Below are 18,455 nucleotides of genomic sequence, written 5' to 3'. Positions count from 1 at the left end.
ATTATAACGAATATTAAAAAAGGGCTAGTGTAAACAAGCCCTTTTTTAATGTCATAATTACCAGCAAGTGTGTCTTGGCCAGACATTCATTTTATCGTGGGGGATCGATTTTATTGTCTATTGAGGTGTTGATCCGAAACCAACCGGCAATGGAGTAACGGTCTCGTGCAGCTGGCAGCACTTCATGTGGAAATTCTTCACTGAGAAAAACCACGACGGTACCTAATAGGGGCACAACTTTGATACCTTCTCTGTCTCGCTCATTAGTGTATAAAACCAACTCACCACCATCATTTGCCGTCCAACCCGAATTTAAATAGGTTACCACCGACAAGACACGGTTGGACTCCCCTTTAAAAGCATCATAATGTCTTTTGTAATAATCACCAGGTGCATAATGAGCAAAGTGACTTTCAAAGGAAAACAATCCTAGGAATAAGCGTTTATTTAAGTAACTTTGTAAATGAGCGGTCCAATCGAGCCATTGTTGGCCCGCATTTGAATCACCATTTATCCAACAAATTTCATCTGTTCGAACAAATTCATTATGTAAATAGTCATCTCCGCGCCCTATACCCGCAATGCTATATTTGTGTTCGCTGAGTTCATATTGGTGAGCAAGCAAACGGTCTGCTAGCGGTTCTGGTAGTGCATTAGGACGAATGCTGTAGCCTTGAGATTCTAAATCTTTGGCTATCAGGCTAAATAATGTTTCGTCGACAGTATGTCCGCCATCGGTTACGAATTTGAGAGAAGTATTCACTTAGGTAGTTCCTAGCTATATTCAAAAAATCAACATAGAGTGCTATGTCTAACAAGCTAGTGATAGTGCAGTAACCTAGTCTTAAGGTGCACCGCATCAAAAGCGGCTAAGTATCGTGCCAAAGCCGCTATCTGGCAAGCGTTTTTATTCAATTAAACGCTCAATTGTCGAGTGTCTAAATAGTTTATGAGTTAAGCGCCTCGATAAACTGTTCAAGCGTTGCAGGCATTTCAGCATATTGTCGGCCAACATCTTTACTAAGCGCATCCCAAGGGGCTTTCGAGTTGCAGCACAAATGCAGCTTTATACTAATGTCAATTGGGTTATCTATTAAGCCCATTGGCACCCAAAAATAAGGGAGCCCTCTTAATTGATTTGGCACAGGGCAACCACAATGCTGGCAAAAGTGAGCGGTAAAACCTGATGTTTTTTGCCAATGGCTAATGGCGTGCTCTTCTGATAACCAAATGAAACCAGTTTCCGTGACTATGGTAGCAGTATTTGACGTTGTACCTGACTGCTTTTGACATAGGGTACAATGGCATTGATACAGAGCTGATATTGGTTCAGTGATTTCAAAACGGATTTCTCCGCATAGGCAGCTTCCTTTCATATATTCTTTGTTTCAATGAGTTAACGAACTGCTATTTTCTGATCAGTAGCCTTATATTAGCAAGTATATTTTGATGTCGATAAAGGCTAGATCATCTAAATAACAGACCCTAGCGATACGAGATACTTAAGTTGAGATACGTAAGGCAAGATAGAAAAGCAAAGCCCCTGCTCAGTTAAGCAAGGGCTTTATAGAATGAGATTATAATAACTGACTAATAATAAGCGTCTTGTTGATTGTGCGCTTGAGGGTCTTCGATAATTTCGTCAAATTGTACTTCAAAATTATTATTGTCAGCGGTATTGGCCATATAAATTGTTCTGGTAGAGCCATCTATCCAGGTAACCGTTCCACTGCCTTTTTTACTGCCGCATTTCATACCTATGTGTATATCTTTAAACTCCATAGAGCCCCCTTACGTACGTCGAGTACTTCATTATAGACATAGCCCAATAGCTTAGATTTATTATTTTTAGATTAGTTCAAAATCTTGGCAAAAAGAGCACGTTTTTTCTACAGCGAACCATCCATTATAAGGACAAAACTGGGAATGACTAGCATAGAAAAGTGATTTTTTGATGCAGATTAAGGTAAAGTTCACCAAAGCCTTAACCTGGCTATCGTTGGGAAATAGAATTTTTTTTTATAAGCAGTTTGGTGATAAGTGAATTACCCGATTTTATTCGTGAATAAAATCGGGTGGTTGCGATGTTAACTTTTTGATTTGTATAGATATAACAAAATATCTTTTTAATACGATATTGAAAGGTTATTCAGATTAATTGTATAAAATATGTTTTTGTTTACATTGTCGCTTTAACAGAGGTATCACCAGTCGCGGCAATAAGCGCTTTTCGTGATCCTGATAATTCTTTCAGTCGCTGTGCAGCAATGGTAGTAAACTCAGCTTTGTATTTTTTAGCAATAGGCTCTGCGTCCGGTAACTTAACTGTGCGAGGATTTCGGTGCACACCATTAAGTAAGAATTCGTAATGTAAATGTGGCGCTTGCGACATACCCGTTGAGCCAACATAGCCAATTACTTGCCCTTGTTTAACCCGTTGACCTTTTTTCACCGCACGCTTTGAAAAGTGTAAATACTTGGTGACAATGCCATTGCCGTGTTGAATAAAGACGTAATGACCATTGTATTTGTTGTAGGTAGAGTGGGTGACTTTACCGTCTCCAGAGGCGACAACTGGCGTTCCGGTTGCAGCTCGGTAGTCCGTACCGCGATGGGCCTTCCAGCGCTTTTGAATAGGATGAAAACGCTTAGGCTTAAAGTTTGAACTAATATATTTGAAGTTAACCGGGGCTCTTAAGAATGCTTTGCGCATGCTATTGCCATCTGGTGTGTAATATTCGCCATCGGAAAAGCGAATTGCTTGGAATACTTCATCTTGGTTAACAAACTCTGCGGCAAGTATATTACCAGTGCCAATAAATTCGCCATCGACATACTTGTTTTCGTAAACTACGTGGAAGCTATCGCCTTTCCTTAAATCAATCGCAAAATCAATATCCCAACCAAAGACGTTGGCTAGGTTGATAATTTGATTATCGTTAAGGCCTGCTTCTATGCCAGCGTTCCAGAAGTTATTTTTTACGACACCATGAGCGATGCTTTCTCTGATCTCGACAGGTTTTTCTTCGAAACGAGATTGATAACCTTGGTCGGTTTTATCGATAAATAGCGTCTTGGTTTTAGAGAGCGGGTACTCTAACGTGACAATCTCATTGTCGTCGTTCGCCCCTATGTTCAGGGTATCACCCACTTGCAGCTTGACAAGTTGTTTACTGCCTTCGCCTTTAGCTTGACTAACCTTATAGGTGGTTTGGGCACTGTAGCCTAATCGTTTAAAAATTTTTGCGAGTGAATCACCGTTTCTAACTTTCGCTGTTTGCCAGTTAAGCTTGTCTTGAGCATCGGTTTGAAGATCTTCTACAGGCTCTATATGACTATTCGTTTGGGTGATGTGGTCGCTTTCTTGCGGAACAGGTAACTGATAACGTTGACCCACTTTCAATGCTTCGTCAGTGGTTTGACGGCTTGCGGTCGCTTTTTCAGAAGGAAATAAGATCAGCAAAAGCAGTATAATGCTGATTACACTAATAAAAATCCTATGTTGCTTTGGTAACTGTATGTATAAATTCTTTATATTATTCAAAAAGTTACTACCTTTACTGCGAAATTATCTACGAGGCCTATCGTTCACTATAACAAATTATTATGTAAACAAACAATATTAGGGTTTTAACCGCAGTAAAAATTACAGTAGAATTCGCGCTTAAACTGAAAATTTGTATTAGTGGAGCTAAGTAAATGACAGATGTCAGCCAAGCGTTTGCCGAATTAAAACGGGGTGCAGAAGAAATCTTGTTAGAAGATGAGTTACTAGAAAAACTCAAGCAAGGTAAACCGTTAAAAATTAAAGCTGGCTTTGATCCAACGGCTCCAGATCTGCATTTAGGGCATACGGTACTGATCAATAAGTTACGTCAATTTCAACAACTTGGTCATGAGGTTATTTTCTTGATCGGTGATTTCACCGGTATGATTGGCGATCCCACAGGTAAGAATGTCACACGTAAGCCGTTAACGAAAGAAGATGTTCTTGCAAATGCACAAACTTACAAAGAGCAAGTGTTTAAAATTTTAGACCCTGAAAAAACGACTGTTGCTTTTAATTCAACTTGGATGGAAAAACTTGGCGCTGCTGGTATGCTCAAGCTTGCATCTCGCCAAACGGTAGCGCGTATGATGGAACGTGATGACTTTAAAAAGCGTTATGCCAGCGGCCAATCTATTGCCATTCATGAGTTTATGTACCCATTAGTGCAAGGCTGGGATTCTGTCGCTTTAGAGGCTGATGTTGAATTAGGTGGTACTGACCAAAAGTTTAACTTACTTATGGGGCGTGAATTACAGAAAGGCGAAGGACAACGTCCGCAAACGGTGTTAATGATGCCGTTGCTTGAAGGTTTAGATGGTGTTCAAAAAATGTCTAAATCGCTAGGTAATTATATTGGTATTACCGATAGTCCATCAGATATGTTTGGTAAAGTGATGTCGATTTCTGATGATTTAATGTGGCGATATTACGAATTATTAAGCTTTAAACCTTTAGCGCAAATTGTCGACTACAAAGAGCAAGTTGCTGGTGGAGCTAACCCACGCGATATTAAAATAGCGCTTGCTAAAGAGTTGATTGAACGCTTTCATGATCAAGCCGCTGCTGATGCTGCTCATCAAGAATTTATCAATCGATTCCAAAAAGGTGCTATGCCAGATGAAATGCCAGAAATTGAATTAGAAAGCGTAGACGGTGAGTTGGCGATTGCTAACTTGTTGAAGGAGGCTGGTTTGGTTAATAGTACTTCTGATGCAATGCGAATGATCAAGCAAGGGGCAGCGAAGATAGATGGAGAAAAGATTTCTGATCCGAAACTAAGGCTGCCTTCTGGAACGAATGCCGTATTTCAAGTAGGTAAGCGCAAGTTTGCTAAAGTCACCGTGAAGTAGTTTGCATTTCTCGGTACAAAAAAATAAGGTAAGAGCCAACTTCGTCAGTTGGCTTTTTTATTCATAGCAATTGAAATAAATGGTTAACCAGAGCATAACGATGTCAGGATTGTAAGAACAAAACCAATTGATGCCGTTGAAGCATTGCCCATCAAAGAAATGATATTAAAATACCCGAAGAGGAAGGCGACATGATTAAATGGTTAGTGATCACAACAGTTGCGCTTAGCTTCTTCTTATCGATTATTATAGGTCTTGGCTATTTATTAGAAAATAATGAACAACAAACGCGGGCGTTAGTCACTGAATTAAACCAGCAACAATCCAGCAATTTGGCAAATGAAAGGCAAGATAATGTCACAAAGGTTGTTAGGGAGTCTGCGGTGTTAGCTGATAATTCGATTACCAATGAGAAAGTTAATCAATTAATATTGGATAACCTGACGTGTATCAGTGACAACCAATGTAAAGTTATTTATGTTGACAGCCAACATTGTCAAGTCGCGGTTAATTTAATCGGCGCGAGCCTAGTGAAAAAGTATCGTAATGAAAGCCGTCAAGCCAATATTTGTCAGCAATTACAATCAGCCACTCAAGCAGTTTGCCAAGATAATCTGTGCCAAATTAAACCAAGCTCGCTATAATGGCATTTTTCAGACTACGTGAATAAATCGATGAACTTTCCAAGTGATGATACAGGGCAGGTACTTGCAGAGATGCATGCCGCGGGTATTGATTTAACAAAATTACACCAAGTGGTGTTTTTTCAACTATTTGAATCAGAGCAACAGGCAAAAGCTTTAGTGGCGCATCTAGCGGATAAGGTGCCGGAAATGAAAGTAAGTATTCACCCTGATCAAACACCAAATGTTTGGGATGTAGATTGCACCGTGTCGATGATCCCAGATTATGATGCTATCGTTGCTCAAGAAGCTGAGTTTGAGCAGTTGGCAGCCAAATTTAATGGATACAACGACGGCTGGGGTATCGAAGCCTAAGGGCAGCTTTTATAATGTTCTTCTACTTGGTTATTGCTGACTCATGTGTAATAACCACATCGCATCAGCGCTGTATTGTATAAAAAACATCTTAAATTACTGCTAAAACAGCCTGTTGCAGAAAAAATAAAGATCAACAGATCCTAGCAACTTCCGTTATTTTGATGACTCTTCGTCGGCAATTTGAAAAGCCGGTAGCGACACCTTCCAGTAAATTGCCGCTAGGCGTAAGACAAGCGCACCGATAATAGCCAAGACAGAAGAGAGATTTTGCGCCAAACCAACATAGGTAAATAGCACGAATAAAGCTCCTCCTAACACCGCAGCCGTTGCGTAAATCTCTTGCCTCAAAATCATCGGAATGACATTACAAAGTACGTCGCGGATCATGCCGCCAGCAACGCCAGTGATCATGCCCATTAAAATCGCTACCGTCGTTGGTGCTCCCAAAGCGATAGCTTTTTGTGTGCCTAGTACAGCAAAGAGGGCTAACCCAAAAGCATCAGCCACTAACAAAAATCGCTTGGGTATGCGTTTCGGGCAGCGAATTAGAATAATGGTTAATACGGCCGTTGCCGTGATCACGTATAAATAAATTGGATTAATAGTCCAAAAGACGGGTGTATCAAGAATAATATCGCGAATAGTGCCACCACCAATGGCAGTGACAGCAGACAGCACGATCACCCCAAATGGATCAAGCTGATATCGGCCGGCCATCAATGCGCCTGAAAACGCAAAGACAATTACCCCAAAAAGATCGAGCCAGTAGAACAATTCAGGCATAGAATGATGTTTGCGCTTTACTAATTGTTTACGGTTGGCAAGTCTGCCTTTAACCAGCCTTTCATATCACCTTCAAGGTGTTTAACATTACTAAAACCATTGCTTAGTAAAATTTCCTCAGCGACTTGTGCACGACGTCCAGAGCGACAATGAACAATAACCAGCTTATCTTTATATGCGTCTAAGGTACCAAGTTTGTCGCCAATAGTGTCGTGACTAATATTGATAGCACCTTCAAGGTGCCGTTCGTTAAACTCTTCAGCACTTCGCACATCAACGATAACAAAGTCTTGTGACTGTGGCGCTTGGATTAAACTTAACACTTGCTGCTGCGATATTGTCGGTACATCACTAGCCAATGCAGAACAAGCAAAAATAACCAATAAATAAATGCTTTTGTATACTTGTTTGAGTAAATTTTTCATAGTAGTTCTCGTGGTTTAGCGGTTCAGTATGACTTTTGTACAATAGCATAGCGTGGTTTAACTCATATTGTTAGCGTAAGCGTCTTTTTTACAACAACTTATTGAGATAATAACTGAGGTAGTACGGCGCTAATAGCAACGAATACTAATAATATGCCACTGAAAATATTAATCTTTTTAAGTGATTGAGCACTGTTCAGGGTGTCGCTTGCTTCTGGTGCTCTTCCTGCTGCATTAAAGCTGACGCGTCTAAGCTTTTCTTGACCGTAAATTGCGACACCGCCAAGCTGTACGTTTAATACTAAGGCATGCAATGCTAGGAGAATGTTACTGGTTAACGAGAAAAAAGCAGAACGTGTTAATCGCCAATACAAACCAAGGGTATTGCCACTAATAGAAATTAGGTAGATAAGGTAGAATAGTCGACCAGGTAGCCAATTTAAGTACTGATAACAAAGAGCTGATGCTTTGCCAAATTCGCGATACTGTTCACGTTTACTATTCCAACTGTAATGCATTTCTAGTGTTAATCGATACGTTAGCGCGGCAATAGGTCCTAAAAGGATAAACCAAAAACCAACCGCATAAAGCCACTGTAAATTTTTCAATAGTTGCATTTCAATTGTTGCTTTATAAATACCCATAGGAGAAAGGGTTGATACGTCGCGTAGGACGAATGGTTTAAGCAAAGCCCTAGCGCCAAGCTTATCTTGTTGCTGACATGCAAGGACGATAGATTTGATATGCTTTGATAACGACATATCGCCTAAAGCAAAATACAATAAAACCGCTTGCCAAAGCCACTCGATAGCAATAAAGGCTTCAAATAACCCAATAATAGTGACTAATGGTAGCAGAGTAATTAAGAAGGCGATTAAGCCCGAAAGTTGTTGTTGATAGCGCGAGTTTTCAGCTTTATTGACCTTGTCAGAGAGGCGCTGACAATAAAAACGAAAATAAACCATGGTGTTATCTGGCCATGCCGCGCTGAGCAAATATTTGAGCAGCACGACACAGAGCAAAATAATAATGCTTTCAGTTAACGGCGGTAATTCGGTGATTAAAGTCATCAATAATTATGCGGTTAATTGCTTTCCTTTAAGACTTGCTAACATTTGGCAAACCAGCGCTGAAGAATTGACAGATGCGGTTTCTAAATAGGCTTCAAAAGACGTCGGTGATTCTTTACCGGCAATATCTGATAATGACCTGATAATGACAAAAGGGACATCAAATTGATGACAAGTATGGGCGATGGCAGCACCTTCCATTTCAACTGCACTCATTGTCGGAAAGTTTGCTCTTGCTTTGGCGATATCATCATCTGTAGTCATGAAGGTGTCACCGGTGGTGATCAATCCTTCGATGGTCTTTATATTTTCTAGCGATTGCGCACTTGATATTGCGGCTTCCACTAATGTCCGATGAGGAACATAAGCTGCTGGATTACCCGGTAACTGACCGATTTCATAGCCAAAAGCAGTTACATCAACGTCGTGATAACGAACCTCATTACTAACGACAATATCACCTACTTGTAATGATTGCTCAAAACCACCGGCAGAGCCTGTGTTGATAACATAATCAGGAGCAAAACGGTCAAGTAAGATGGCGGTAGCAAGTGCTGCGGCTACTTTGCCTATGCCTGATTGAACAATAACTACGTCATTACCGTCGATTTTACCACTGTAGAAGGTAAAACTTGCATGTTGTTCACTGTGAAGATCGGTAAGTTTGTCTTTTAAAATGGCGACTTCTGGCTCCATTGCGCCGATAATACCTGCTTTCATGAAAGCATCTCATGTTAGAAATATGTGGTACGCATTATAGCGAGGGCAAGATTAAAAATCTTGCCCTGTTCTAAATAAATTAATGGGGAAGTGCAGGCATTTTGGGGGCGGCTATCTTCGCATTTGCTCGTCTTGGAGTGGATAACGGCTTGGTTTTAATTGCTGTAGAGGGTAAAACACCGACGTCACTGTCTGTTGGACGAGGCCTTGCTTTCGTCATCATTGCTGGGATAACACGGCCTTTTATTTGGGGTTCAGGCGTTGGGGCAGGCCCAAACAGACGAGTTGCGATACAGTTTTTTATTTCATCAAGACTATAATTTGCTTTAATTTTGATACGGATATGGGGAATTCCAGCAGCTTCTAGGGCGCCACTGACAAACCAATCTTTCTTTACTTTATAACCTTTTCCTTGGGTATCGACTAGGTCGATAACACCGAGTAGTTTCATTGAGTTACGTTCACAGATGGCAAAATCCAAATATTTTGATTTGGCATTTGCAGCGGCACTTTGTCCTGCTCGAGTTGAAACACCATTTCGAATAGTGACGATATCTGAGAGTTTAACGCGGTTAACAACGCGATAATCTTCACCTAAAGCTTTTTCAACGAGGTTTTGAAAGTTCTTTTCTGCCGGAGTAAAAATGGTCGCTTTACGATCGAAGGGAAAAGGAAAGCTGTTATCGTTAAGCCTACTTGCAAGCAGAGCAACAACAACAATAAGGCTGATCATGGCAAATAAGATTAATTCCATAGTCATCTCCACAAGTTCAAATTATTGACAACATTTATCGTTGACTTGAAATAAGCAGAATTTATGCCATAGCTAAGAGAAATGGGATAATAAAAAAGTAAAAGATGGGGTGAGGAGTAGTCAGCGCTGCTCCTCTTATGTTTATAAGATTAGCTTGGGTAGTGATCTACTAAGCGTTGATAGAGTTGCTGTTGAAAATCATCAGCACTGGCATCAAGTTGATGAACAACTTCAGCGAGTACTTCATTGTCTTCTTTTCCGTGCCATATTTTGATATAGGTACCTTCTTTATAGCCATGATCTTGACGGAAAAAATTTAAAGTATTCTTGCCAACATATTGACGAAACAGTTCGTCCAAATCCATATTGATTAATCGTAAACAATCTGCAAAAGCCTGACCATTAAAGCTTTTTTCTGTAACTGCACTTGATGCTAATGATTCTAACGCAACCTTAAAGTCGCTTTCGGTAGAGTGCTTGTTAAGCTCGTTGGCCAATTGCTTAGCAATATCGTCAACACTTGCTCCAGTCATTAGACGTAAACTTAAGCCAAAGTGGAATATGTCGACCAACTCAAGTTGCACTTGCGCTACATCAATTTCCTGATGCTTCCACCATTTCCAGCCATAATGATCGAGCATTTCCGCACACTCAACCCAAATGGCCCGATACCATTCGTAGTTGTTTTCGCGCCACGTATCACTGACCCGAGAATTCATCGCATCTTGCAGGGTTAACATTTGTTGAATTTGATTGATGGCGGTGGATAATTGACTCATGAGCTTCCTAAATTCAAGTGTTATGAAAAATACGCTATAGTTTGCCCTTCACAGCAGGCACTGACAAGTGTTTAATAGTGACAGTTGCAAATAAATCACATAATCAACATAGGAGCGTTAACGCAGTTTAATGAAGCATTTATCTAGCGCGATCCTCTTGATGTTGTTATCTGCCTGCGCTAGGCAGGTCAGCATCACTAATGCGAATGTTGGTGAGTCGTTACATACCGAAATAAGGGAAGATGGCTCAAAAATATTTGAATTTTCTGCTTTTCTATTAGATGCTCCGAAACCCATCGCAGGAGAGTTATCAAATAAGATTCAACGAGTGATTGCATCGCAGCGGGGGCGAGGTTCAATAAATCGTTTAGATCGACAATCACGCCTTACGCTTCAAAACACACTGTCGAATTACTTTGAACAGCGCTTGGCAGAGTTGTCGATTCTTGAACTTTTTTGTCGTGATGGCTACTTTGTTTTAGAGCAGTTCGATACGGCTAACGAAAAGCGCATTAAAGCAGAATGTCATGATGGCGCATCAGCGGATGATTACCAACGTTTTAAATCAAAAAGTTAAAACTTTTCCAACTGTTAGACAATCGCGTTAAGCAAAGGATAAAAAATGGCTGTTGCCCAACGCTGCTCCATCGTCTTTAGTGGTCTATTTGATACTTTTTCTGCTCTTTGACAAGAGCGATAATGGGGACAACAGATATTACCGTTAGTAAAAGTGCAAACGCGATATAGCCGATAATGCCAACATATAAAAGAGCTGAAATAATCAAGAAGGCTACACCTGTATTAATCAGGCTTCGCCCTATTGCTTTGATAAATGCTTCAGGGTTAGACAATGATGAAAAATCGACGCCATTGATCCAATGTTTTTTTTGATTGACCGAGAGTTGGTAACCAAGAAAGATAAATACAATGGCAGTTACAACTGATATTGCTAAACAAAATAGTAATGTTTCACTTGGTGACATGATGACTCCTTCAATGTTTGAATCGATATTCTTTAAGGCTCTGCTAGTTTTTACCTTACTTCGACTGTGTCCTTACTTTGCAATGCCGCGATAAGTAATGTTGGGACAGCGGCACATAGCAACGGGTTGAGTGCAAAACTCATGGATAAGACTGAAACCAGTAAAAACAGCATGATTGGCAGCGTCAAATAAATGCAATTTTGTTTAGTGAATAGGGTAAAACCCTTTTGCATAACCCATAAAATAACGAGCGCTAACATACTTGAAAATAAGACAATTAGCGTATTTGAATAGTATGAAATTACCAACTCGCTATAAGGTTGAAGAAATTCAGGTACAGGTATTGCTGCAACAATACCTGTTAGCCATACAAATAGATAAATTAAACAGCAGCCTATCATAAACGAAATAATATTTTTATGAACATTGGTCACTAGAGATCCCTTCCTTGTCAACACGTGATTTCTTATCGTAAAAGCTAACTGAATTGATGATAAATCTATTACAATAGCTATTTTGGTATATTGTATTTTATGTGGTGTTTTTTTATTTATCAAGGACTGACGAACTAAAAACTAAGTGCAATAAGTCGCGTGGTTAACTCAAAGACTGAGTGCTAAAGAGAAAGTCAATGATGTTTCCTCTTTAGTCAGTCGAAAGTTGTCATATAAGGCCGGCTAATTTCTCGCTGTTCTATCGACAAGTAGGGGTTACATTAACCATTTTGCTCTTAACCAAACATTACTATTGTCTTGATGTTGACCAAAGAAAGAGTAACCTTTATCACCAAAAAAGACGTTAGCACCAGCGGCAAATTGTAACTTATCGCTGTAACGGTAACTCACCGACGGTTTGATATAACCATCTTTATCACTGGGTGAATAGAAACTAAACCATGAGTAGATCAGCTTTTGTTGCATTGCCATATAGGTTAAACGAACAGTTAATAACTGACGAGTTTCATCAACTGCCTGCTCAGCAAATGGATGACGTGCAATAAAGTTTGAATAATTACCGGTTTTTTCAAGATAGAGTTGGCCACTGGCTGTTAAGTTTTTAATGATTTCGGTTTCATAACCGAGTAAAAGTCGTTGCTGATCATTGGCAATTAACGGGTTGCTGCCGTTACTATCATCAACACTGTTGTAGCGGGAATATTCAGCGTTGAACAAGCCTCCTGCCAATGGCATTCTAATACTTGCTCCCCAAGAGTTTAGCTTCGGAAAGTATGCTTGTCCGGTAGGTGTCATACCAACAGGGGTTGTCCAAAAGCCTTTATATCCGTATAGCGCATATTCAATACCGTCTTTATTGGTGGCGATACGTGTTGCCCATTGAGCATCTTTGGTTTTTATCACAGCAAAGTCGTTTGCTGGCGCTACCTGTTGTTGTGCTAGCGGTGAAAAAAAAGAAAATCGCTCACCAGTGATATACTGATCACTAGTAAACTCGGGGGTATAAGCAAGATCTATTGACAATCCATAACCATACCATGTTGTTCTAATGCTGTCAGAAGGTGCTTTTAGGTATTCATCATCTCGACCAGAAAAAAACGCTTGCCAGTCTTTAGGGAAGAGATCATTTAAAAATAGATAATCTCCTGTACCCCATGTTAGTACCTGTCGCCCCAATTTGACGTCAAGACTTGTGATTGGACTAAAGGCTATATTTAGTTCGCGGGTATCCCAAAGCGATTTTTCTAAAACATCGTCGTAGCGAAGGTCACCTTTGGCTGAAATATCAAAGTGGTCATGTTGATAGTCTGCTCCCAAGCGCAGCGTAACCTCACTTAATGACGTTGTCGATTGCACGATATTATCGTGCGAAAACTTGCCAAAGCCAACTTCAAGGTGATGACTGAAGCGCCAAGGTGATGGCTTAATTTCGGTATCCCAATCATCACCCCATAAATCGGTTTCATCGGCTGACTGCTGTGATTTTACTTTGCTGCCCTCTTGCTGCTCAGCATGTTCCTGAGCGAAAACAGCGGGAAAAGCAGTAAACGCTATGCTAAGCAATAACCACCGAGGTAAGAATGTGTTCACCATATTATCTTCCTATTGCTAAGGCTTACTTACGCTAAAACTTAGTTTAACCATTGTCTAGGAGGTGTTCTCAAGCTGCGCTCGGAGAAAATATCTTCTGGCAAGCCGATATTGTATTGCACACCGCGAAATTGCATTTCGGTAAAACTGTTATCGTTCAAATCACTGATTTTAGAGTGGATCACCGTGGTAAATCCATCAATCACTTGTGTTTTTAATACTTCCATTTCACGAATGGCTTGGTTTTGTTGATTAAAATAGGTGACCTTCATTGGTAAGAAGGTTTCTTGGTCGATATGCACTCGATACCAGCTAAACTCAACGGTATTTGGATCTTTAGGTGTTGCTTTTATTTGGTAATGGCCGTTGTCACTATTTTCTAGGACAAAGTTGTCTTCATTTGGGTTACGACCTGAAACATCTTCATAGAAAAAATGCGCACCAACAAACGAAGTACGTTTATCACCGGCGGAAATGCGTTTAACTAAATCAAGTGCCGGCAAATACAACCAACGGTCATCATCACTGGTAATTTTCTTAGTGACACGAAACACCGTGCCACTAACATCACTCGGGCGAGAGAAAAAGACGAGCATTTGTTGGTCACCCAAATCCTCGGTGTCTTTACGTAGAATGGTAAACTGTCGCATTTGCTTATTACCTTGGCTATCGACAATAACCATTCGCGCTTGGGCACGACCGTCATCGCCGGCGTAATAGGATGCCAAATTCGATTTTTCGATAATTTGGTTTACATCGGTTAGCTTATCAGCTGCATATGTACTCGCTGAAGTAAGCAAAGCGATAATTAAACTGTTTAATAAAACTTTCATAAGTCTCTCCTAGCTGACTTCTTATTAAGAAGCCTTTGACAATGACGTTAGTAAACTCGGTAACAAAACCAAAGTGACAATTGCCGATAGTGCCATAATTGAAGCTAAGAAAAAGCCAACGGTGATATAAGGTACTAACGGAGAAAGTAACAGTGGGGTAAAACCAATGGCAATAACGATAGCATTTCGAGCAATCGCTCGGCTTGGCTCTTGAAACATCAAGGTTAATGCTTGCTTTAGGCTATTGGTTTCTTTTTCAAGTTCGCGTGCACGTTGTAAAAAATGAATGGCAAAGTCTATTGATAAACCTAAAGTTAATGCAGACAATACGGCTATCGGCATGTCGTAGGCTTTGCCCGTCCAGCCAATTAAGCCGTAAATAACGGTGATGGTGAGGGTTAATGGCAGCATTGCCAAAATGCCGTATTTAAATGAGCGAAATAAGGCAATCATCATGATAAATACAATGACGAATGAAGACATTAAGCTGCTCATCATGCCGTTAACCATAGCGTCCTGCCAAATAATATTTAAGTATGATTTTCCGGCCCACTCAACCTCAATTTCTTGCGGCGCAGGGTGCTTGGCTAAATAATCATTGACCCATTCAACAACTTTAGTGGTATGTTGATTGTCGCCACTGGTCATTTGTAACCAAATTAATGATTGTTGATAGTCTTTACTAACAAAGTGCCACAAATCATCTGGTCGATGTGATGATTGATATTGTAAAAGCGTTTGAGCAACGCCACGAGCTGATTCGGGAATAACAAAATCTTTTGCTTCGCCTGAGTTAAGTTCACGGTTAACCGTTTTAACAATATCAGCAAGGCCATTAGATTTGCCAACAAACTCGGTTTGGTTCATTGCGGTTTGTAAGTTGGACAACCAATTTAGCATTGCTGGTTGAATAAACAGTTTATTTTCATTAAAACGCTGCTCAACAAACTCATAAAGAGCAACAAGTTCATCTTGATGCTTAGCGTCAGCTGCAAAGCTCAAGTCATCGAGTAAAATTAGCAATTCTTGACTAAAAATAGCTTGCTCATTGGCAACATTACCGATGTGTTTTTCTATGGTTGATGTATCAAAACCTTGCGCTTTAAGCTGTGCTAGTTTTTCTTTAAGTGTTTGGTTGTGCGCGTTAGCCGTTTTATTTGAGCTATTTAACACCAACCAAATATCATAGGTGCCGGCAAAGTGATTGTTTAATGCCTTATCGGCGATGCGTATCTCGTGATCTGCTTTGAACCAGTTAACGGGGTTATCGTTAATGATAATTTTGCTTACACCATATGCACTGACAGCAAATAAAGCGAGGGCGCTAATTAAAATGAATTTAGTACGTGTTGTAGCGAAGACACCCATTTTTTCTAATGCATTGGCTAAACGGCCTTTTTGTTCCATGCGAGCAATAGCAGCTTGTAACTTAGTTAAATTACTCTCGCTTAAACGCGATAGGTAAACGGGCAAGTAAGTTACTGTTAATATAAAGGCTAACAAAATACCACTGCCAATAAATGCACCAAACACTTTAACAGGGGGAATGGGTGTTAGTAATAACGAGAAAAAGCCAACAGCAGAAGTTATCGAGGTAAATAACATCGGTGTATATAGGTGCTTCATCACTTTGCGAACTACTGCTTTTGGATCATCTCCAGGTTTGTAGGTTTCTGCAAACTCAGACAGAATATGCACCGAATCAACGACAGCAATCGGCATTAAGAAAATTGCAATCATTGACGACATAATGTGAACAGTAAAGCCCATACCAATAAGACTACCCATGATAATTATAACGGTAGCCATGGCGACAATCATCGGTGCAATAATCAATGATAAGTTTCTGAAAAAATACCACAGTAATAAAAAGATGGCTAAGCCTGCAAGTGGCGCCGCAACGCCCATTTGTACAAACATTTCATAGCCAAATTGGTCTTCTGCAATAGGAAGGCCGGTGATATGAAAATCAAGGTTAACCGATAGGCTAGCGGTGATTTCTCGGATCCTTTCGGCAACATTATAGCTAAGGTCTTTTTGAGTTAAAGGGACGTAAATGGCGATAGCTTTACCATCGCCAGATACTAAAGTATTTTCTAACATCGGCAGGCGATTAATTGCTTGCTGTAACGCTAAACTTGCTTCTAATGTTTGTGGCGCCTGTTTCATTAAATATTCAAAACGTATGCCGCCGTTTGGTTCTTGCGTTATATTGTCAACTTCACTAAGTGATAATAAGTCTTTTGTGATCACGCCCTCGATCGTGAGGATTTGGTCAGAAAGTATTTTGAGTGAATTGAGGTTTTCAGGAGTGAAGATAGAATCGTTACTTACCGCACCAACGACGATCATATCGTGCATATTAAATGCAGCTTTAGTTTGGTTGTGAAATACCCGAGCATGATTATCACTGCTCAACATGTTTTCAGGATCGGTATCGATCAACAAGTTAGGTATCATCGCGATACTTGTTAGCGTCATCAACAACACAATTGCATAAATGAATTTTGGTCGATTTAATGCAAAAGTTAATAGTTTTGTGTAATTCACACCACACCTCATGTTATATTTTAATATTAGTGTTATCTAATTTATAATTATATTAGCACTTGCTAATATATATGCAAGTGAATTTTTAGTTGAGCAAGCTTATGAAAGAACAAGTTGATATAGATATAGCCGAGATGCGCCAACATGCAACTAAAGCCGCAGAAATGCTAAAAGCGATGAGTAATGAAAACCGCTTGTTAATTTTATGCCATTTAGGAAAACAAGAGATGTCGGTGACGGAGCTAAATGAACAAATTGATTTAAGTCAATCGAGTTTGTCTCAACATTTAGCGAGATTACGCAGTGATGGCTTAGTGGAAACAAGACGTGAATCTCAAACAATTTACTATCGTATTGGTAACCCTTCAGTCTTAACACTCATTAATTGTTTGCAAAAAGAATTTTGTCAGTAAATGTCGAGTTTAGCGATTAATATAAATCATGACGACTATTGGATTAAACAAAAAACAGCGGCGCTAAAGCATGTCGTTAGTCGCTACTAAACAGCTTTTTTCTTACCGTTGCGCGATAGTCACGAGGAGTCACATCAAGCTCTTGCTTAAATAGACGCGTGAGCTGCCCTTGATCTTGATAACCGACTTGAAAGGCAATTTCTTGAATAGATAAGTTACTTGAAGACAGTAGTTCTTTTGCTTGTTGAATTTTTAGACGCTGCCAATAGGTTATCGCGGTCACTCCTGTCGCTGCTTTAAAGCGACGAGTCAAGGTACGCAAACTAATACCAAATTGCTTGGCAAGCTCAGCCATGGATACTTCAGCATTTAGGTTCGTTCTCATCCAAAATTGTATTTGACTGATCAATTCATCCGGATGACGGTCAACCGCTCCTTCTAGATATCGTTGTTGTTCGTAAGGCTTTCTAATTTCATGAGAGAAGTTACGTTCTACGTGTTGTGCAGCGTTCTTGCCGTAAATTTGAAAGATGATATGAACGACGATATCAGCCAAGGCATTTAAACTTGCTGCGCAGTAGATGCGATCTGATTGGGTAATAAAGAAATCTGGCTTTAATTCAACTTTTGGGTAGCTTCGTCTGAACTGATCGACGTAATGCCAGTGGGTTGTGGCACTGTGATGGTCTAAAATACCTGACTCTGCTAAAAAACACACTCCTGTGCCGCTGCCGATAATGGTGGCTCCTTGATACCAAATATCACTTAGCCAACCTATAAGCTTGGGATTGCTGACAATCGCTGGCCTAGGATTGCGCCAAAGACTCGGGATAAAGGCATAATCTGGCGTAGTCGCATGAGCAATGTCACTATCAGGAAGCAGTTTAATAAGTGAACGGGTTGAAACGGCTTGTTGTCTTTCTGCGACCATTTGAATGGATAGCCGAGGTGCGTGTTTATTTTCTTGGATCGCTAAAGCTTCTCCCGCCCGCAACATCTCAACGGGTAGGCTAACACTTGTTGCCAGCATATGGTCATAAAGAACCAAAGCGATGGTTATTCTGTTTCGTTGAGCTTTCATGACGTCATCCCAAACGGCTTGAATTACATATTTGGCTATAATGGCATAATTTTTGGCTTTTTATAACAATAAAATATCAGCTGTTAAGCATAAACTAGCCTTAATATTGAGTTTTTATG

The 18,455-nt window shown here is 40.2% G+C and carries 21 protein-coding genes; 5 read left to right on the top strand and 16 right to left on the bottom strand.

All coding sequences use genetic code 11. The features are described from left to right. Positions 1–91: 91 nt before the first annotated feature. From ACSLUH_RS11515 to ACSLUH_RS11500, 4 genes are all read right to left on the bottom strand, one after another. The gene (locus ACSLUH_RS11515) at positions 92–763 is read right to left on the bottom strand and encodes a 2OG-Fe(II) oxygenase (RefSeq protein WP_448567102.1); all 672 of its coding nucleotides are present in this window, start codon (positions 761–763) and stop codon (positions 92–94) included. 184 nt (positions 764–947) lie between these two features. Continuing rightward, on the bottom strand, positions 948–1,376 hold the full coding sequence (locus ACSLUH_RS11510; protein ID WP_448567100.1) for a GFA family protein: 429 nt from the start codon (positions 1,374–1,376) through the stop codon (positions 948–950). Positions 1,377–1,590: 214 nt separating this feature from the next. After that, complete coding sequence (locus tag ACSLUH_RS11505) at positions 1,591–1,782, bottom strand: hypothetical protein (RefSeq protein ID WP_448567098.1); 192 nt, start codon at positions 1,780–1,782, stop codon at positions 1,591–1,593. 397 nt (positions 1,783–2,179) lie between these two features. Next, positions 2,180–3,544, bottom strand: coding sequence for an OapA family protein (locus ACSLUH_RS11500; RefSeq protein ID WP_527252154.1), 1,365 nt, complete (start codon positions 3,542–3,544; stop codon positions 2,180–2,182). 155 nt (positions 3,545–3,699) lie between these two features. Between ACSLUH_RS11500 and tyrS the strand changes: the two genes are divergently transcribed. The 3 genes from tyrS to ACSLUH_RS11485 all read left to right on the top strand — a co-directional run bounded on the left by tyrS (position 3,700) and on the right by ACSLUH_RS11485 (position 5,897). Beyond that, positions 3,700–4,899 (top strand): tyrosine--tRNA ligase, encoded by a 1,200-nt coding sequence (gene tyrS / locus ACSLUH_RS11495; protein ID WP_448567096.1) that lies wholly within the window; start codon positions 3,700–3,702, stop codon positions 4,897–4,899. A gap of 191 nt (positions 4,900–5,090) precedes the next feature. Beyond that, positions 5,091–5,543, top strand: coding sequence for a hypothetical protein (locus ACSLUH_RS11490; protein ID WP_448567094.1), 453 nt, complete (start codon positions 5,091–5,093; stop codon positions 5,541–5,543). Between the two features lie 30 nt (positions 5,544–5,573). Further along, complete coding sequence (locus ACSLUH_RS11485) at positions 5,574–5,897, top strand: ribonuclease E inhibitor RraB (protein ID WP_448567092.1); 324 nt, start codon at positions 5,574–5,576, stop codon at positions 5,895–5,897. Between the two features lie 156 nt (positions 5,898–6,053). On the opposite strand, the gene ACSLUH_RS11480 is transcribed toward ACSLUH_RS11485, so the two are convergent. The 6 genes from ACSLUH_RS11480 to ACSLUH_RS11455 all read right to left on the bottom strand — a co-directional run bounded on the left by ACSLUH_RS11480 (position 6,054) and on the right by ACSLUH_RS11455 (position 10,431). After that, positions 6,054–6,683, bottom strand: a complete 630-nt coding sequence (locus ACSLUH_RS11480; protein ID WP_448567090.1) for a trimeric intracellular cation channel family protein — start codon at positions 6,681–6,683, stop codon at positions 6,054–6,056. A gap of 20 nt (positions 6,684–6,703) precedes the next feature. After that, on the bottom strand, positions 6,704–7,108 hold the full coding sequence (locus tag ACSLUH_RS11475) for a rhodanese-like domain-containing protein (protein WP_448567088.1): 405 nt from the start codon (positions 7,106–7,108) through the stop codon (positions 6,704–6,706). Between the two features lie 98 nt (positions 7,109–7,206). Continuing rightward, positions 7,207–8,178, bottom strand: coding sequence for a cobalamin biosynthesis protein CobD/CbiB (locus ACSLUH_RS11470; protein ID WP_448567293.1), 972 nt, complete (start codon positions 8,176–8,178; stop codon positions 7,207–7,209). A gap of 6 nt (positions 8,179–8,184) precedes the next feature. Continuing rightward, complete coding sequence (mtnN, locus tag ACSLUH_RS11465; RefSeq protein ID WP_448567086.1) at positions 8,185–8,898, bottom strand: 5'-methylthioadenosine/S-adenosylhomocysteine nucleosidase; 714 nt, start codon at positions 8,896–8,898, stop codon at positions 8,185–8,187. Between the two features lie 79 nt (positions 8,899–8,977). Then, positions 8,978–9,652, bottom strand: coding sequence for a DUF2726 domain-containing protein (locus ACSLUH_RS11460; protein WP_448567084.1), 675 nt, complete (start codon positions 9,650–9,652; stop codon positions 8,978–8,980). A gap of 149 nt (positions 9,653–9,801) precedes the next feature. Beyond that, complete coding sequence (locus ACSLUH_RS11455) at positions 9,802–10,431, bottom strand: dUTP diphosphatase (protein ID WP_448567082.1); 630 nt, start codon at positions 10,429–10,431, stop codon at positions 9,802–9,804. A 130-nt stretch (positions 10,432–10,561) separates the two neighbouring features. Between ACSLUH_RS11455 and ACSLUH_RS11450 the strand changes: the two genes are divergently transcribed. Beyond that, on the top strand, positions 10,562–11,008 hold the full coding sequence (locus ACSLUH_RS11450; protein ID WP_448567080.1) for a hypothetical protein: 447 nt from the start codon (positions 10,562–10,564) through the stop codon (positions 11,006–11,008). 76 nt (positions 11,009–11,084) lie between these two features. Here the strand turns inward: ACSLUH_RS11450 and ACSLUH_RS11445 are convergent, their stop codons facing one another. The 5 genes from ACSLUH_RS11445 to ACSLUH_RS11425 form a co-directional block, all read right to left on the bottom strand. Beyond that, entirely contained in the window at positions 11,085–11,414 is a 330-nt protein-coding gene (locus ACSLUH_RS11445; RefSeq protein ID WP_448567078.1) for a hypothetical protein, read from the bottom strand. Between the two features lie 50 nt (positions 11,415–11,464). Then, a complete protein-coding gene (locus ACSLUH_RS11440) occupies positions 11,465–11,848 on the bottom strand; it encodes a hypothetical protein (protein ID WP_448567076.1) in 384 nt (127 codons plus the stop codon). Positions 11,849–12,124: 276 nt separating this feature from the next. Then, entirely contained in the window at positions 12,125–13,462 is a 1,338-nt protein-coding gene (locus tag ACSLUH_RS11435) for a hypothetical protein (protein WP_448567074.1), read from the bottom strand. A gap of 38 nt (positions 13,463–13,500) precedes the next feature. Then, the gene (locus tag ACSLUH_RS11430) at positions 13,501–14,292 is read right to left on the bottom strand and encodes an outer membrane lipoprotein-sorting protein (RefSeq protein ID WP_448567072.1); all 792 of its coding nucleotides are present in this window, start codon (positions 14,290–14,292) and stop codon (positions 13,501–13,503) included. A gap of 24 nt (positions 14,293–14,316) precedes the next feature. Beyond that, positions 14,317–16,842: an efflux RND transporter permease subunit gene (locus ACSLUH_RS11425; protein ID WP_448567070.1), complete on the bottom strand. Its 2,526-nt coding sequence runs from the start codon at positions 16,840–16,842 to the stop codon at positions 14,317–14,319. A gap of 101 nt (positions 16,843–16,943) precedes the next feature. Here ACSLUH_RS11425 and ACSLUH_RS11420 point away from each other — a divergent pair, with 101 nt between their 5' ends. After that, positions 16,944–17,255: an ArsR/SmtB family transcription factor gene (locus tag ACSLUH_RS11420; RefSeq protein ID WP_448567068.1), complete on the top strand. Its 312-nt coding sequence runs from the start codon at positions 16,944–16,946 to the stop codon at positions 17,253–17,255. A gap of 76 nt (positions 17,256–17,331) precedes the next feature. Here ACSLUH_RS11420 and ACSLUH_RS11415 read toward each other — a convergent pair whose 3' ends face one another. Then, positions 17,332–18,336: a GlxA family transcriptional regulator gene (locus ACSLUH_RS11415; RefSeq protein ID WP_448567066.1), complete on the bottom strand. Its 1,005-nt coding sequence runs from the start codon at positions 18,334–18,336 to the stop codon at positions 17,332–17,334. Positions 18,337–18,455 lie beyond the last annotated feature (119 nt).

Source organism: Thalassotalea ganghwensis, assembly GCF_053485795.1.
This window is presented reverse-complemented; position numbering and strand designations above follow the sequence as displayed.

Bases quoted from the DNA above. Each gene is read 5' to 3' on its own strand.
- ACSLUH_RS11510 (WP_448567100.1), bottom strand. From the start codon at position 1,376: ATGAAAGGAAGCTGCCTATGCGGAGAAATCCGTTTTGAAATCACTGAA.
- ACSLUH_RS11505 (WP_448567098.1), bottom strand. From the start codon at position 1,782: ATGGAGTTTAAAGATATACACATAGGTATGAAATGCGGCAGTAAAAAA.
- tyrS (WP_448567096.1), top strand. From the start codon at position 3,700: ATGACAGATGTCAGCCAAGCGTTTGCCGAATTAAAACGGGGTGCAGAA.
- ACSLUH_RS11490 (WP_448567094.1), top strand. From the start codon at position 5,091: ATGATTAAATGGTTAGTGATCACAACAGTTGCGCTTAGCTTCTTCTTA.
- ACSLUH_RS11485 (WP_448567092.1), top strand. From the start codon at position 5,574: ATGAACTTTCCAAGTGATGATACAGGGCAGGTACTTGCAGAGATGCAT.
- ACSLUH_RS11480 (WP_448567090.1), bottom strand. From the start codon at position 6,683: ATGCCTGAATTGTTCTACTGGCTCGATCTTTTTGGGGTAATTGTCTTT.
- ACSLUH_RS11475 (WP_448567088.1), bottom strand. From the start codon at position 7,108: ATGAAAAATTTACTCAAACAAGTATACAAAAGCATTTATTTATTGGTT.
- ACSLUH_RS11470 (WP_448567293.1), bottom strand. From the start codon at position 8,178: ATGACTTTAATCACCGAATTACCGCCGTTAACTGAAAGCATTATTATT.
- mtnN (WP_448567086.1), bottom strand. From the start codon at position 8,898: ATGAAAGCAGGTATTATCGGCGCAATGGAGCCAGAAGTCGCCATTTTA.
- ACSLUH_RS11460 (WP_448567084.1), bottom strand. From the start codon at position 9,652: ATGGAATTAATCTTATTTGCCATGATCAGCCTTATTGTTGTTGTTGCT.
- ACSLUH_RS11455 (WP_448567082.1), bottom strand. From the start codon at position 10,431: ATGAGTCAATTATCCACCGCCATCAATCAAATTCAACAAATGTTAACC.
- ACSLUH_RS11450 (WP_448567080.1), top strand. From the start codon at position 10,562: ATGAAGCATTTATCTAGCGCGATCCTCTTGATGTTGTTATCTGCCTGC.
- ACSLUH_RS11445 (WP_448567078.1), bottom strand. From the start codon at position 11,414: ATGTCACCAAGTGAAACATTACTATTTTGTTTAGCAATATCAGTTGTA.
- ACSLUH_RS11435 (WP_448567074.1), bottom strand. From the start codon at position 13,462: ATGGTGAACACATTCTTACCTCGGTGGTTATTGCTTAGCATAGCGTTT.
- ACSLUH_RS11430 (WP_448567072.1), bottom strand. From the start codon at position 14,292: ATGAAAGTTTTATTAAACAGTTTAATTATCGCTTTGCTTACTTCAGCG.
- ACSLUH_RS11420 (WP_448567068.1), top strand. From the start codon at position 16,944: ATGAAAGAACAAGTTGATATAGATATAGCCGAGATGCGCCAACATGCA.
- ACSLUH_RS11415 (WP_448567066.1), bottom strand. From the start codon at position 18,336: ATGAAAGCTCAACGAAACAGAATAACCATCGCTTTGGTTCTTTATGAC.